Consider the following 15,251-nt stretch of genomic DNA (forward strand, 5'->3'; position numbering starts at 1 on the left):
TTCCAGGTTGGTGCCGATGCAGCACAGACCATCTCGTTCAAGATGACGTCTGCATTTACTTTGACAGGTATTGCCAGTGCGACTAAAGGCAGTGCTACTGTCGCAAGCGTAACAGTAACTACGACAAATGAGCCATATTCAGTCACACAAGTTGCAGGTACTGCTGTAGGCGTAGCGACAGTGCAGAGTATAAAGGATGCTTCATCAGCCCAACTTGCAATGGCAAACCTGGATTACATGATCCAGGCGGTAGACAGTAAGCGTGCCGAGCTGGGGGCGGTGCAGAACCGTTTTGACTCAACAATCAGGAACCAGGCTAACGTATCAGAAAACCTGAGCGCAGCACGCTCGCGTATTCGTGATGCAGATTTTGCGACAGAAACGGCTAACTTGACCAAACAGAATATTCTGCAGCAAGCAGCATCCAGTATTCTGGCGCAAGCAAATCAGCGTCCGCAATCAGCCCTGTCACTACTGGGTTAGGCAAGGTGATATGTTTATGCTCACGCAGTGGCTACGGTGATCGTAACTTATGGTTTTTAGCTGTTTGGATTTGATGTTTAGATCTAAAAAACGCTAGTGGCTGCTGACCTCAGACCCTCGATGTACTGCATCGGGGGTTTTCTTTTTAGCGGTACTTCTCCTCTCGCATTTCTCAACATCTCTATATTTGGATTTATTTGGGTCCCCACCTGTAACTTAAACCTTATGTGGCATCTTTTTGCCGCTTTCGGCAATCTTTTGCCTAAACATTAATCTTGCGCAGCCGTTACATAGAGTGAGGCAATCGAGGGGTGTTCGGAATCCAACGTTTGCACTACTGCGGGTGACCTGTTCGTTCAAACAGCCACCCGCCAGAAGAGCCAGGCTGTTCAACCTGCTCTTCAACTGGTGGGCTGTTGCGTAGTCAGCACAACCCGCAGTCGCATGTTCTTCGGGAGAATATTTTATGGCCATGTACATTAACACCAACATTTCATCATTGAACGCTCAGCGTAACTTGATGAATACCAACAAAGCGTTGGATACCTCCTATACCCGACTCGCTTCGGGTCTACGTATCAACAGTGCCAAGGATGATGCGGCCGGTTTGCAGATATCCAACCGTTTGACCTCTCAGGTCAATGGTCTTACCCAAGGTAACCGCAATGCTAATGATGGCATTTCAGTTGCGCAAACAGCAGAAGGTGCGATGGATGAAGTGACCTCAATGCTGCAGCGGATGCGAACTCTGGCTCAGCAATCGTCTAACGGATCTAATAATGCGGATGACCGGGTTGCATTGCAGCAAGAGTATGACCAATTAACCACTGAAATTGATCGCATCTCATCTGACACCACATTTGGTGGGCAGAAATTACTGGATGGGAGTTACAAGGGGTCATTCCAGGTTGGTGCCGATGCAGCACAGACCATCTCGTTCAAGATGACGTCTGCATTTACTTTGACAGGTATTGCCAGTGCGACTAAAGGCAGTGCTACTGTCGCAAGCGTAACAGTAACTACGACAAATGAGCCATATTCAGTCACACAAGTTGCAGGTACTGCTGTAGGCGTAGCGACAGTGCAGAGTATAAAGGATGCTTCATCAGCCCAACTTGCAATGGCAAACCTGGATTACATGATCCAGGCGGTAGACAGTAAGCGTGCCGAGCTGGGTGCGGTGCAGAACCGTTTTGACTCAACAATCAGGAACCAGGCTAACGTATCAGAAAACCTGAGCGCAGCACGCTCGCGTATTCGTGATGCAGATTTTGCGACAGAAACGGCTAACTTGACCAAGCAGAATATTCTGCAGCAAGCTGCATCCAGTATTTTAGCGCAAGCAAATCAGCGTCCGCAGTCAGCTCTATCCCTGCTGGGCTAAGGCCACCAGATTTATGATCTCAAGAGGGGAGAGAAATGATGACTATCGATATGGGAAGCCTGTCATCTGCTAACGGCTCTTCCGCACTGTTGAAGGAGAAGAGCGGCCCGCAGGCCGCTCAAACACTTTCGGACAGATTGGTAGAATCCGCAAAAATACAGTCTGAGCAATCAGAGGACAAAGAGGTCACGGTTACTTCAAGTCGGTCAAGCAAAGAAAGTGAAAGTGAGCTGGCCATTCAGGTACAAAAATTGCAGGATTTTGGAGCGTCGCAGGGGTGGACGGTCAGTTTCAGTATGGAGCAGGACTTGAATAAAGTAGTTATCAAAGTGGTCGATGCGGACACTAAGTCAGTGATCCGGCAGATCCCCAGTGAGGAGCTGCTTGCGATAAATAAACGGATCCAGGCTCTTCGTGAAGGAGAATTCGGAGCATCGTCAAAACTAGGTCTACTACTGGATAGCGAAATTTAAATTTTTATAAGTCAAGCGAGGAAAGAGGTATGGCAGCGATTACTTCAGCCGGGGCTGGATCTGGTATAGATCTGGAAAGTGTAATATCTGCCAGCCTCGAAGCAAGAAAGGCACAGATCCAACAACCTATAGTGACGAAAAGAGTCAATGCTCAGGTTACGTTGTCTGGTCTTGGGCAACTAAAGTCAGCCATCAGTTCTTATGTTACTAACCTTAAAGAGATGGCAAAAACAGATGCTTTTAATAAGCGATCCGTGAATGTGACACAGGATAAGGATAACCCTGTTCTCAAGGCAGAGAGTAAAACAGGAGCATCTAATGGTCAATACAATATTGTAGTAAATAAATTAGCGACTACTAGTAAATTTGAAGGGACTTTCAATAGCTCAACAAATCCTCTGGTCACCGAAGATGGAACCTTGACGTTTAAAGCCGGTGATAAAACATTTACAGTTGATGTAAAAAATGGAGATTCCCTGCAGGACATTCGTAAGCGGGTTAATAATAATGGCAATAACTTCGGCTTGACTGCGAATATAATTAATACCTCCGATGGAAAATCAAAGCTAGTAATTGATTCAGGTGTAAGTGGCACAGGGAAGGATCTGCAAATAACAGGAAGTTCGAGTGGGTTGGATCCTTTTACTTCTGCACTCACTAAGACTCTATCTGCTGGAAGTGCGGAAATCTCTGTCGATGGCAGCACACTGACAAGTGATACGAATACATTCGATGGCACGATCGTGGGATTGAAGCTCACAGTATTACGCACCTCAGATAAGGATACAGCTGGACTTGCCAAATCTAATAAAATTGATGTCACGACAGATAAAGATGGTATCAAAGAGATGGTCAAAGGGTTTGTTGCTGGCTATAACGACCTGGTTGGTAAGGCTAATGCATTAGGAAAACGAAACTCAGTTGTGGCTGGTGTGACCAAGGATGATGGTGGTGCCTTGGCGGGTGATTCTATGACTCGCAGTGTTGTGAACCTCATGAGTAGTATAATAGTATCCCCATCGGAGACATCAAAAGATATTTCTACGATTTTTCAACTTGGGATCAAGATGGATAATAAAGGTATCCTATCTTTAGATGAAAAAAAGTTTAATGAAGTATTAGATAAAAATTTCGAGCAAGTTGTCGCTGTTTTTGGTGGAGAAAAAGGTGTCGCTGGTAAGTTGGCCACATCATTAGAGAGTTTTTCCAAAAGTGGTGGATTAGTTGCACAGCGAGAAGACTCTCTTAATACAGAACTGCGTTCTTTAGCACAAAAAGAGGCAGATGCTGCGGCACAGCTAGTAAAATATGAAGCTAGTCTGCGGGCTCAGTATGGTGGACTTGATGCATTACTAGCCAAAATGAACCGTTCTGCATCTTATTTGAATAATATCCAAACATCAACGAAAAGTAGCTAAAGTTTAAAATCAGCCAAATTATACTGATATGATAGGAGTGATTATGTATCAGAAAAAAATAAAGGCATATACAACTCAGAATATTCAATCTGAACTGGCAGTGGCTGATCCTTATCGTGTTATCCAGCTTATGATGCAAGGCTGTATTGAACGTTTAGCCCAAGCTAAAGGTGCCATATTGCGAAAAGATTTTGAGGGTAAATCTTTAGCAATCTCAAAAGCTTTGGGTTTGATTTATGGCCTACAAGAGGCATTGGATCTTTCATATGGGAAAATACCAGAGGATCTTTTTTCTCTTTATGATTATATGAAGCAAAGGATACTGGATGCTAGCCGTGACATGGATACAGCACCTATAGATGAAGTGTTTGATTTGATGCTGACGATTAAGAGTGGCTGGGATTCTATTCCCCTGGAAGAGAGGGAGCTGGCTTTAGCTCGTCAGGCTTCATTATGACAACAAAGCAAGCAGATGATTTGAATGATTTTAGTGATAGAATTGCGAGTGCTTTCTGTAATCATAAATTGGATCTTGCTCACGAACTTGTTGATCTTCGTTTACAATGGCTACAAGATAACTGTATTGAGGAAAGTTATTCAGCTGATTTTGTTGCTGCAGCGACGAGAGCATTGGAGCAAGATCAAAAAATTTGTGTATTGATAGAAGAGCAGAAAAAACAAATAGAAATTAAACTACGAGATTTCATGGCTGCTGAGAAAGTATCGCAACTATATAAGACATATTCCAAATAGGATTCTTCATGAATTTTGACAAAAGTATAGAATCTCTTGAGTGTGAAGTAATTAGGTTGCGTGAGCAAAAAAATCAAGAGCAAGCAATGGCGGATGTACTACCAAAACGCTTTTCTGATAATATGGCTGCATTTAGTGAATATATTCCTGATGTTTATATGCAATTCAAAGAATATAAACCAAAGCGAGCTTTTCGTTTTTTTTGCAATGAGAATGGAATACCGAATTTACTGTGGTTAGATGATAATGTATCTCTATATGGTGATGATCCATATCAGCAGGCTAATGAGCAAATTGAATATGTATTAGCCACATCTCAAATTGAGCGCTTCATTTATAACGTAAGTGAAAATGACATGAATCAAGTCCATGTCGAGTATCTTAATTTATTGGCTGAATGTTATATTAAAGCTGAGAGTGTCCAGGAGAAAACGTCCTCAATTCCAGATAGTATGCCAATGGCATTCATGTTTGGTGTCGGTTTGGGATATCAATTGGGGTTGTTATATGAGCGCTGTAGCATAAAAAATCTTTTTATATTTGAACCGGATATGGATATTTTTTATGCTTCATTATTTTCGTTTGATTGGGCTCCACTCCTGAAATATTTGAAACAAGAGAAATTAGGATTACATATTTTTTTAGGACAAGATCAAGATAGTATTATCGAAGATCTGCTTGCAGGGCTTCACAAGAGAGGTGCATTCTGGATAGCAAGTATGTTTGCATTTTGGCATTATCCTTCCCCAGAAATATTTTCGCTTATAGATCGTGTTGCAAAAGAGTTTTATTTATTGAAAACAGGCTGGGGTTTTTTTGATGATAATCTATTTGCAATTGCTCACAGTGCAAAAAATATAAGTGAGGAAGTGCCTTTTCTTTTGAAAGATAAACAAGTAGATATATCCTATAGGAACATACCTGTTTTTGTTATAGGCAATGGTCCATCACTGGATGAGTCGATTAGTTATATTAAAATTAATAAAGAGAAAGCTATTATTATTGCATGTGGTAGTACTGTATCAGCTCTACATAAGGCTGGCATAAAACCAGATATATGTGTCGCAGTAGAAAGAACCAAGTCGATGGCTGATTTTTTTGATATATTTGATGATAAAGAGTATTTGAAGGATATACTTTTTTTAAGTGTTGATGTTATACACCCGGATTGCAGACGGTATTTTTCCAAGTCTGCACTTGGATTTAAACATAATGAAGCTATGTTTTCTATGTTGATGCTTAATCGACCTGATTTACATAAATTTGGTTATCTACCATACGTAAATCCTTTGGTGGGAAATACGGGCTTAAGTTATGCCATGACTTTGGGCTTCAAGAATATATATATGTTTGGCCTAGATAATGGCTATAAAGAAAAAAATCATCATCATTCTCGTCATAGTGCGTATTATGAAGATAATGGTTCAGCTATTAAAGAATTAACAGATGCAGTTACCTCTAATGAGACATTCCTTGTTCCTGCTAATTTTGGTGGCGAGATCAGTTCTGACTGCCTGTTTGGACTATCTGCAAACTCAATGGCCAAAGTGATTGCTATGTATCCTGATGCTAGCTGTTCTAACTGTAGTGATGGATCTCTAGTTAGAGGAGCCACACCGTTAAGATACTATGATGTAAATATTAAAGAGAAAATCATTGATAAAAATAGCATTGTAGAAAGTATATATAATAATTGCTTTGAATCACTATCTATATCCATAGAGGATATAAAAGAAGCTCTGTCTGTTGAGACATTTGATGAGCTGGTAACATTGATGGAGTCAGAGTGGGAAGATATTGACCTGAATAAAAGAGATATTTCAGAAATGATGCAGAGGCATTATGATTATCTAAATTATCTCTTGTCAACTAAGCAATCACATATACATCGAGTTTTAGTTGGTTCGATAAACTATTATTTTTCATTCATTACAACTATACTATATAGCTTTAATGAAAGTGATGCTTACATTAAGTTATTAAATGAAGTAAAAGAGATAACAGTTAATTTCATGCGAGAAATTAAAGAAATGTACCCTAATGCACTAAATCATATGGATGACAATAGTTTGGATATTATTGGCCATTTTAGAAAAGTACAATGATAAAGGTGACACCAATATTTATTGGTGTCACCTTTATTTTCAGATAGGTTTAATAGCAATTATATCCCAGCTTGCAAAGTGGCATTGATTCATTGGGATTTCTATATTACGTTCTTTATGTTCTAGCCTTTCAATGGTTAATCCGGCATTATAAAATAACTCAATGATGTGATTTTTATCACTAAAATGTACTTGACCAACACCTGAAAATTGGCTATCAAAAGGTAAATCTTTCTTTGTATATGTATCTACCGATATTCCACGATGAAAATCACCATGGTTTGTCGAAAACCAATCTATACCGATAAATTTACCACCTGGTTTAAGATATAAAAAAATGGATCTAAGGATTCTTTCGATACTTAATGTATCATTGTGAGTAATGGAAGCACGATCTACAACAACATCAATAATATCATTGAATTGTGAAAGGTGTTCTTTTGCAAAGTCACTGGTGATTATTCTCTTGCTAAGCTGTGGGTAATTATCAATGACTCTCTTGGAAATAGATTGGCTGCCTTCAATACCATAGTAATCAAAGTTAAGAGACAAAAATAGGGGGATATTAGCACCAGCTCCACAGCCTAGTTCTAGAACTCGTTTATATCCATTTTTAGGATTTGCGTATCGATATATGCTAGAAACAAGGTCACTCCAAGGCCAAATGCTCATATGATGGTTGTTTTTATACTGTTCATCCCATTCATTAGAAAATGCCATAATTATTGCTCTCCTTATCTCTCTGGTTAAACCAATAATCAACAACTCCCATAAATGGAACAAAGGATCCGAATAATTGCTCATATGGGCGTGGTTGGTAGTGATGGTAGTGGATTAATATTCCGTGACGATTGAATTTAACTTCATCTAAATAGTCCTTTCCCATTGGGCCAGAGATATAGTCTGTAGCATTATGCATATTACAAAGCTCAAGGACTAAATCTGATTTTTTCTCAGTTGTAATTAAATTTGATGCTCTTGTAATGGGGGTTTCAATGTTTAGCTCATTGAGCCAGAAAAGCAGATGCGTAAAACATAAATTAGAGAGATTTTTTTCGTTAGCATCATATAGTGAAAGTATTTTTTCATATTTTTCATTGAAACCTTCAGTTCGTGCATAGCAATTTTTTATTGATTTTAAATGTTTTGATTTCCAGTCTATATCTGTGGCAATTTCTATTTCATTTAGTTTTTTATGTAAATGACCTTTTTGTTTTATTGGAATAGTTAACCATTGAGGCCCATTTGGTCCTTTGATTATGTTTCTATTGGTGTAGCTATTTTTTTCGAATTGAACATTGTCCAAAAAAATAAATAAATCACTTTTAGCTATACGGTCAAAGTAGCCAAGCCAAGGTAGATATGCTGGTTGATGGATGCTAACTTTCATATTTTTAACGCTTTGCAACAGATGCTAATTATTTTATCTACTTCATGATCTGCCAATGAGGGATATAATGGAATAGATAAGCTATTTTTAGTTAAGGCTACCGCATTTGGAGTGGATAAACCAAGGGAGAGTAACTCAGTGTTCTCTATTGGAATGATGCTTTTTATGCCATGTAAAAGGAGTGCATTCCTGCACTTTGAAATATTATCGTGGGTATTTAAAACGACGGCTCTATACCTTATTGGTGTTATGTATTCATTTTTACCATCGATGAGACTCAGTCCGGATGATAGGTATTTTTGAAAAATTTCTTCTCGACGACGAATAAATTCTGGGAGTCGTGTGAGTTGGACTCTGGCGATAGCAGCTTGGATGTCAGTCATTTGAAAATTAAATTTAAAGGAGCGGTGATCCATAATGCAGTCATAATCACGCATGCTCCTTGCTATACTTGCCAACTCCTTTTCTCGTGAGAAAAATATTCCTCCTTGCCCACCACTTGTAATCGGCTTTGTTGCACCTAGTGAAAATATACCGACATTACCAAATATGCCGACAGATTTATTATTTATTTTTGCACCTATGGCTTGTGCTGCATCCTCTATAATAAATGAAGAATAATCATGGGTTAAAACGCTATCATCTGGTATTCCGAACATATGAGCCACAATTGATATGTCTATATGTTCATTTTTATTAACGATTGGTGCGTTTGGCCATATAGGTGAATTATCCCTAAACACAGCCAATCCACGGGCCATTTGGATTGCATTCCAAATGGAGCGACATGAATATGCTGGTGCGGAAATTTTTTTATCAACAGCATTTGCAATGCTCAATGCTAAATACAGCGCAGAAGATCCGCTTGATACCGCAACGACATTCTCTGCGGGAAGATTGATAAATGCCCCGATCTCAGCCTCTAAAGCTGCAACTTCTTCTCCTTGAGCAATCCAACCTGAATTGAGGACTCTATTGGAAGCTAAAATTTCCTCATGCCCAATGGTCGGTCTATTATGAGGGATCATTGTCATCCTTGTTTTTTTCATAATATCCAGCCTTAATTACCATTGGATTTCCAACAACCAATGAGTATGGTGGTACATAGCCAGCATTGACAACCGTCCCTGCAGCAATTACAGAGTGGTGCCCAATATGAGCACCGCCCTTAATGACCGAGTGAGACCCAATAAAAATGTGATCTTCTAATATAATATCTTTGCGAACAATGTTCTCGGACAGTTCAATACATTTTAAATGAGAGTCGGCACAGTTAATTGAAACAAATGATGCTATGTCACAGTTATCTCCAATTAAAATACTTGCACCTTGACTATTAATTTCACTAAAACCACCGATGTATACATTATTACCTATTGTAGGTTCACCCAGGATCCATACAAATGGATGGTATGGATTTTCTTTAAAACTCGTCAGTTTATGGAAGAGTTTTTTGTATTTTTCATAGTCATTCATGAAATATCCTCCCATTTCAATAGTTGTCCTTTAATAAGAGCTCGTGATGTTTTTTTTCCTATGATTTCATTGAAAAACATTGGAGGCAGACCGTTCCCTGGGCGTCGCAGCCCAATATTCATTGCTGTGAGGGGAGTATCTGGATTTATATCAGATAAAATGGTAATACTACGACGTGCTAATATCCTCATATTCTGCTCGGCATCAGTAGGTTTTATATGTGGAGATCCCATCATTTGATAAGCAGTATTAATAGCAGTTATCCATTCTTTTGCCCCAACCGGATCTTCTGAAAACCAGTGATCCGGACCAGGAAGTTGATGGTCAAGGGTGAAATGTTTTTCAAATACAACGGCTCCAAGTCCATAAGCAACTGTCGCAGCTAATGGTCCTTGTGTATGATCAGAAAAACCTAGCGTTATATTTGGAAATGCAGCTGATAGTGTTTTCAGCTTGTTCAAATTAACATCACTCGATGGTGTAGGGTATTGTGAAGTACAAAGCATTAACACAACTTTCTTACCTATAAATGCACCGGTTATGTCAAGGGCTTGGTATACCTCTGCCATATCTGCCATACCACATGAAATCAGTAATGGAAGTCCCTGGGAGCTATACTCTTTTAGCAAAGGAATGTTGGTGAAATCATCAGATCCTACTTTTAGCGCGGGGACACCTAATTCAAGTAGCAACTTCATATCCGAAGGGTTTTGAGGTGTGGAGAGAAACATAATCCTCTGTTCATCACAGTATTCCTTAAGCATCCACCATTCATCGTACGTAAATTCATAACGTTTAAACATATCTAACATTGATTCAGTAACAGATTCACCTTGAGATTGATAGGTAAATTGTAGTTCTGGATCACCGACAAACTCCTCTGCTTTAAACGTTTGAAACTTGATTGCGTTAGCTCCCAAGCTTTTAGCCATGCAGATCATGTCTTTTGCTATAGCGATATCGCCATTGTGGTTAATACCTGCTTCGAGGATGATAAAGGGAGATTTATTATGAGCTGCTTGTGCAGAAAATACATGGTCCATATCAATATTCATTGCATATCCTCAATAGCTGTGAGTATGCAAGATGCAACACGGATTGCACCTTTGCCATCTGTTATCGATAGTGCAGCATTAGACATTTTGCTCAGTGTCTGCGGGGTAATTGATAGCAGTGCTTCTTTATAGTCTGCTGATGTCAGGTTTGTCGTCATTCCTAAATTATATGCAGCGCCGAGTTGATGTAATACCGTGGCAATCGGAGTTTGATTGTCTGCTTGTATAGAGACAATAGAGGGTAATCCCATGCAGCATCTTTCCCAAGATGCACTGCCACCTGCTCCGATTGCAAGGTCTGCATCTAACATCAGTTTTGCCATGTGAGGTGTCTGTACATGTAATGTAATATTTCTGTCATGGCATATTTTTAATAACCTGGCTTTATGTGGATTACTGCTACCGACAACAACATCAATATGAAAGTCTTTGTTGGTAGATAAAGTACCCAATAGCGCTTTTTCTGTTTCATTATCTTGGTCGCTACCACCAAAAAAGATAAGTACGGTTTCTATATATTCTCTAATATTGACTTGATTTCTTAAATCTTGAAAAGAAGAAGATAGTAAGGCGTATGTCGGACCAAAAAAACAGGATGTTGTTTTTGGTACTTTATAACTATCATTATTTTTGGCTGTAATTATGTTTTGATCAAGTAAGAAATCACTCATGTGATGACGAAATAAATCATCTATAACTAAAAGTGGTAACGCAGCATTTTTTATAATACATTCCCAATGCGTTTGCAAATGGTAATGATCAGCAACCACTAACCTGGTAGATCCAGGCATAGCAGTAAGTGTTTCTCTAGCATCCATTATTTCACCCTCATCAAGATTGAGATTATAATTTTTAGTTAAAGTGAAATATTGATAGCCTCTCTTCACCACTTCTTGCGCAAGTGCATTTCCTTCTTTTGAGAATATGAATAACGAATTCTCACCTAACGATCTGAATGCATCAGCAAGCGCCAAGCAACGCATTACATGGCCATGCCCTAATATCAATGATGCATCAGCACGAAAAATTATCATGAAGTACCTATGATATTATATGTCGGCCTAGCATAAATGCTTCTGCATATGCATAACCGACAGAAGAACCTCGCCATTTGGCCAAGCTTTCAAGTGCCTCAATGGAGCGAGGGTGTGGATATGGACGCATTTCTGAGTGGTATTCATTTAGCGCGAGATGTTTTTTTTGCCAATGATTGGTAATGTTGACAAACCAATTAGGGCTGAATTGTTGCGCTGAGGCTGTTGGGCGCCATTCAGTGCTCGATGCTATTTCGAAAAAAAGCAGGGTCTGTATGTTACTTGATGGCTGCGGACGAGCTGCGGCTATGACTGCATCATGTATGACTCGGTGGTCAATGTTTACATCACCAGCATGATGTGTGTACAGGATATCAGGTTGCCACGCATTTATTTCAGCTTCAATAACTTTGATTACATCAAGAAGATCAACACTATCCATCCTATTATCAGGAAAATCCAATAGCTGGAGTCTTGTTACTCCAAGAATATCATTGGCCGCCTGTGCTGCCAGATGAAGTTCTGACAATTCATCTTTTACCTCGGTACGATTGCGTCTGGAAAGTCGTGAGGTAGCACCTTCAGCCATAATTAGCACGGAAACTTGATCTCCATGTTCAATGTGGCTGGCTATAGTAGCTCCGCATCCCAAAATCTCATCATCAGGATGTGCAGCTACAACCAATACTTTGCGAGGAGCTGTTGTCATAGAATAAGGCCTTGTTGCTTTTGGAACTGCCACATCAGCTCAGCATGAGACCAGTCCTCTGGAGTATCAATATCAATTACCAGATGGCGTGGGAGTATGAGCGGTGTCGCGTTGTGACTAAACAGCAGCATGTCTTTAAGCCATGCACTAGCCTGGCCCCAATAGAATTGGCCTGCATCATGTAAAACTTGCGGTAGGTCTTGAGACCTGGTTGTAAAGTGTTGAGGAAAGAGCATTTCGACCCCTTTGCCAGCCCGTACAAATCCCCTGTACGGTGAATAATCAAAATTAGTCGCGCTGAAAACAAAGTGTTGTTCACTTTCATTTAGCATTTGGAGACCAAGAGATAGGTCTTTGGCCCGTACAAAAGGAGCTGTCGCATACAGACAACATACTGGACCTAACTGCCATCCTTGTGACCTGGCCCAGTTGATGGCATGAGCAACGACCTCCTGAGTGCCTGCATGATCATCTGCCAATGCATCAGGCCGCATAAAAGGTACCTTGGCTCCATATGCTCTAGCTATATCCGCGATATGTGAATCATCAGTTGAAACAATTATTTGGTCAAAACATCGCGAATTTTGCGCAGCTATAATCGAATGCGCAATCATGGGTTTACCTGCGAATAAACGGATGTTTTTTTGTGGGACCCGTTTACTTCCTCCTCGAGCAGGGATTACTGCAAGCTTAATTTCAGGTGGTGTTTCCATACATATGACCATCAGACTTTGATAAAGTTAACTGGATAGAAGGCGTATCGCCTCTATGACTTGATCTTGTTCGGCATTACTTAACGTACTGTATAGTGGTAATGAAAGGCATGTTTGGTAATATTTTTCTGTTATTGGGCACATGCCCTCTTGGTAATTATATCTTTGCTGATACCAAGGGTGGTGATAAACGGGAATATAATGAACTTGGGTTCCGATTCCGATATTAAAAAGAGCGTCCATGACTTGACTTCTTGTTTTACCAATAGCCATGAAATCAATAAGTATTACATATAGATGAAAGCAGGATGATACATTTTCATCTTCATGCGGAATAGTTATCCATGGGGTGTCTGAAAATGCTTTATTATAACGAGCAACAGATGCTCGTCGTTGTGCCTTAAATTCATTCAGCCGTTTTAATTGACTTAATCCTAACGCTGCTTGTATATCAGTCATCCGATAATGCCAGCCAAGAGTCTGCATTTCATAAAACCATGGACCTGGGTCGATCGTTAGTTTAGTCACATCTTTAGTTATACCATGATTGCGAAGTAACAATATTTTTTCATAAATGGATGAATCATTAGTCAGGATCGCCCCACCTTCACCACAGGTGATAGTTTTTACTGGATGAAATGAAAATATAGTTGTATCTGAATATTTACAACAGCCTACAAGAGACCCATCTTTATAAGATGAACCTATTGCATGTGCAGCATCCTCGATTACCCTTAAATTATTTTGGTCGGCAATCTCTTTTATTAACTCCATATTTGCTGGTTGACCAGCAAAATGTACAGGAGTTATCAAGCGCGTTTTTGGAGTTATATTTTTTGCAATGCTACATGGATCAATGTTGTAACTGACACTATCAATATCGGCAAATACAGGTATTAGACCACAATACACCATGCTATTGGCGGTTGCGGCAAAGGTATTTGCACTCGTGATACCTTCACTGCCTTCCGGTAGGTTTAGTGCTGCGACAGAAAGGTGTAATGCTGCGGTGCCGCTCGCAACAACAATGCAGTGTTTTGCGCCAGTATAATCGCACAGTGCTTGTTCGAATTCCGCGACTTTGGGGCCCTGAGTTATATACATAGACGCAAGGACATCGCATACGGCCGAGATGTCAGCCTTTGATATGTCCTGTTTACCATAGGGGATCATTCTGATAGCACCTGCTGATTCATGTGCTGTAGTTCAGCGATAGAGAGAAAAGTTTTATTATTGAGAGAGTTATATTCAAACCCCGGCATGACCAGCGTAGCTGTTTCACCTAGCGCATTAGTGCTGAAATCATTGTTGCAGCTATTGAAAGTGATACTGGGGGCAATCACGTAGTAATCGTTGAACTCGTAGGTGTGGAAAGAGTCGTCTGCCGGGCACATCACCTCGTGCAACTTCTCCCCTGGGCGGATACCGATGATCTCCTGTTTAAGGGCCGGAGCCATGGCCGCCGCCAGATCGGTGATCCTGACCGACGGAATTTTCGGCACGAACAGTTCGCCTCCGCGCATACGCTGAAAGTTGCTAAGAACAAAATCGACACCTTGCTGCAAGGTCAGCCAGAAGCGGGTCATCTCGGGATGGGTAATCGGCAGCATATCTGCCCCACTGTTGATCAGGTTGTCGAAGAAGGGAACCACTGAGCCCCTTGAGCCAACAACGTTGCCATAACGCACCACCGAGAAGATAGTCGGGTTCTTGCCCGCCATATTGTTGGCGGCGACAAAGAGCTTGTCGGAGCAGAGTTTGGTAGCCCCGTAAAGGTTGATTGGATTGGCAGCCTTGTCGGTGGAGAGTGCAATGACTTTCTGTACGCCATTGTTGAGCGCAGCCTTGATGACGTTTTCGGCTCCTCCAATGTTGGTCTTGATGCACTCCATCGGGTTGTATTCGGCTGCTGGCACTTGCTTGAGCGCCGCAGCGTGCACCACGAAGTCAACATCGCGCATCGCCATGTCGAGGCGCTCGGCATCGCGCACATCGCCGATAAAGTAGCGCATGCAGGGATGGTTGAAACGCTGTTGCATTTCAAACTGCTTGAGCTCATCACGGGAGTAGACGATCAGTCGTGCGGGTTGGTAGCGGGATAGCACGGTTGCAATGAATTTCTTGCCAAATGACCCAGTGCCACCGGTAACCAGAATTGTTTTTCCATTAAACATGACGGTGTCCCATGATGAAGATTGGTATCTATAGAATTCTAAAGCACTTTTTATGCCATTTGCAGACGTATATTGGCAGGTGTG

General features: G+C 40.7%; 17 protein-coding genes. 7 read left to right on the top strand and 10 right to left on the bottom strand.

From position 1 onward, the window contains the following. The 7 genes from CF137_RS06050 to CF137_RS06080 all read left to right on the top strand — a co-directional run. Nucleotides 1–483: flagellin (locus CF137_RS06050; RefSeq protein ID WP_275066013.1), on the top strand; the 483-nt coding region annotated here is incomplete at its 5' end. 466 nt (nucleotides 484–949) lie between these two features. Next, nucleotides 950–1,867, top strand: coding sequence for a flagellin B (gene flaB / locus CF137_RS06055; RefSeq protein WP_139718373.1), 918 nt, complete (start codon nucleotides 950–952; stop codon nucleotides 1,865–1,867). Between the two features lie 35 nt (nucleotides 1,868–1,902). Continuing rightward, complete coding sequence (locus CF137_RS06060; RefSeq protein ID WP_240038516.1) at nucleotides 1,903–2,340, top strand: flagellar protein FlaG; 438 nt, start codon at nucleotides 1,903–1,905, stop codon at nucleotides 2,338–2,340. Nucleotides 2,341–2,369: 29 nt separating this feature from the next. Further along, nucleotides 2,370–3,758 (top strand): flagellar filament capping protein FliD, encoded by a 1,389-nt coding sequence (gene fliD, locus CF137_RS06065; protein WP_139718374.1) that lies wholly within the window; start codon nucleotides 2,370–2,372, stop codon nucleotides 3,756–3,758. 43 nt (nucleotides 3,759–3,801) lie between these two features. Beyond that, the gene (gene fliS / locus CF137_RS06070; RefSeq protein WP_139718375.1) at nucleotides 3,802–4,215 is read left to right on the top strand and encodes a flagellar export chaperone FliS; all 414 of its coding nucleotides are present in this window, start codon (nucleotides 3,802–3,804) and stop codon (nucleotides 4,213–4,215) included. Further along, entirely contained in the window at nucleotides 4,212–4,511 is a 300-nt protein-coding gene (locus CF137_RS06075) for a hypothetical protein (protein WP_139718376.1), read from the top strand. The genes fliS and CF137_RS06075 overlap by 4 nt, the downstream gene beginning before the upstream one ends. Nucleotides 4,512–4,519: 8 nt before the next feature. After that, nucleotides 4,520–6,616: a motility associated factor glycosyltransferase family protein gene (locus CF137_RS06080; RefSeq protein ID WP_139718377.1), complete on the top strand. Its 2,097-nt coding sequence runs from the start codon at nucleotides 4,520–4,522 to the stop codon at nucleotides 6,614–6,616. Between the two features lie 39 nt (nucleotides 6,617–6,655). Here CF137_RS06080 and CF137_RS06085 read toward each other — a convergent pair whose 3' ends face one another. Genes CF137_RS06085 through pseB form a run of 10 tightly spaced genes read right to left on the bottom strand, consistent with a single transcriptional unit; the run spans nucleotide 6,656 to nucleotide 15,167 of the window. Next, the gene (locus tag CF137_RS06085) at nucleotides 6,656–7,336 is read right to left on the bottom strand and encodes a class I SAM-dependent methyltransferase (RefSeq protein WP_162515868.1); all 681 of its coding nucleotides are present in this window, start codon (nucleotides 7,334–7,336) and stop codon (nucleotides 6,656–6,658) included. Continuing rightward, complete coding sequence (locus tag CF137_RS06090; protein WP_139718379.1) at nucleotides 7,323–8,006, bottom strand: WbqC family protein; 684 nt, start codon at nucleotides 8,004–8,006, stop codon at nucleotides 7,323–7,325. Before CF137_RS06090 ends, CF137_RS06085 begins: the two co-directional genes overlap by 14 nt. After that, on the bottom strand, nucleotides 8,003–9,034 hold the full coding sequence (locus CF137_RS06095) for a DegT/DnrJ/EryC1/StrS family aminotransferase (RefSeq protein ID WP_162515869.1): 1,032 nt from the start codon (nucleotides 9,032–9,034) through the stop codon (nucleotides 8,003–8,005). The genes CF137_RS06090 and CF137_RS06095 overlap by 4 nt, the downstream gene beginning before the upstream one ends. Further along, entirely contained in the window at nucleotides 9,021–9,482 is a 462-nt protein-coding gene (locus tag CF137_RS06100) for an acyltransferase (protein WP_139718381.1), read from the bottom strand. The genes CF137_RS06095 and CF137_RS06100 overlap by 14 nt, the downstream gene beginning before the upstream one ends. Further along, entirely contained in the window at nucleotides 9,479–10,537 is a 1,059-nt protein-coding gene (locus CF137_RS06105; protein WP_139718382.1) for an N-acetylneuraminate synthase family protein, read from the bottom strand. The genes CF137_RS06100 and CF137_RS06105 overlap by 4 nt, the downstream gene beginning before the upstream one ends. Beyond that, entirely contained in the window at nucleotides 10,534–11,571 is a 1,038-nt protein-coding gene (gene pseG, locus CF137_RS06110) for a UDP-2,4-diacetamido-2,4,6-trideoxy-beta-L-altropyranose hydrolase (RefSeq protein ID WP_139718383.1), read from the bottom strand. Before pseG ends, CF137_RS06105 begins: the two co-directional genes overlap by 4 nt. A gap of 7 nt (nucleotides 11,572–11,578) precedes the next feature. Continuing rightward, on the bottom strand, nucleotides 11,579–12,280 hold the full coding sequence (locus CF137_RS06115) for a PIG-L deacetylase family protein (RefSeq protein ID WP_139718384.1): 702 nt from the start codon (nucleotides 12,278–12,280) through the stop codon (nucleotides 11,579–11,581). After that, nucleotides 12,277–12,993: a pseudaminic acid cytidylyltransferase gene (pseF, locus tag CF137_RS06120; protein WP_240038517.1), complete on the bottom strand. Its 717-nt coding sequence runs from the start codon at nucleotides 12,991–12,993 to the stop codon at nucleotides 12,277–12,279. Before pseF ends, CF137_RS06115 begins: the two co-directional genes overlap by 4 nt. Nucleotides 12,994–13,020: 27 nt before the next feature. Then, on the bottom strand, nucleotides 13,021–14,166 hold the full coding sequence (gene pseC / locus CF137_RS06125; protein WP_139718385.1) for a UDP-4-amino-4,6-dideoxy-N-acetyl-beta-L-altrosamine transaminase: 1,146 nt from the start codon (nucleotides 14,164–14,166) through the stop codon (nucleotides 13,021–13,023). Next, complete coding sequence (gene pseB / locus CF137_RS06130; RefSeq protein WP_139718386.1) at nucleotides 14,163–15,167, bottom strand: UDP-N-acetylglucosamine 4,6-dehydratase (inverting); 1,005 nt, start codon at nucleotides 15,165–15,167, stop codon at nucleotides 14,163–14,165. The genes pseC and pseB overlap by 4 nt, the downstream gene beginning before the upstream one ends. Nucleotides 15,168–15,251 lie beyond the last annotated feature (84 nt).

This window comes from Aeromonas sobria (assembly GCF_006243315.1).
GTDB lineage: Bacteria > Pseudomonadota > Gammaproteobacteria > Enterobacterales > Aeromonadaceae > Aeromonas > Aeromonas sobria_A.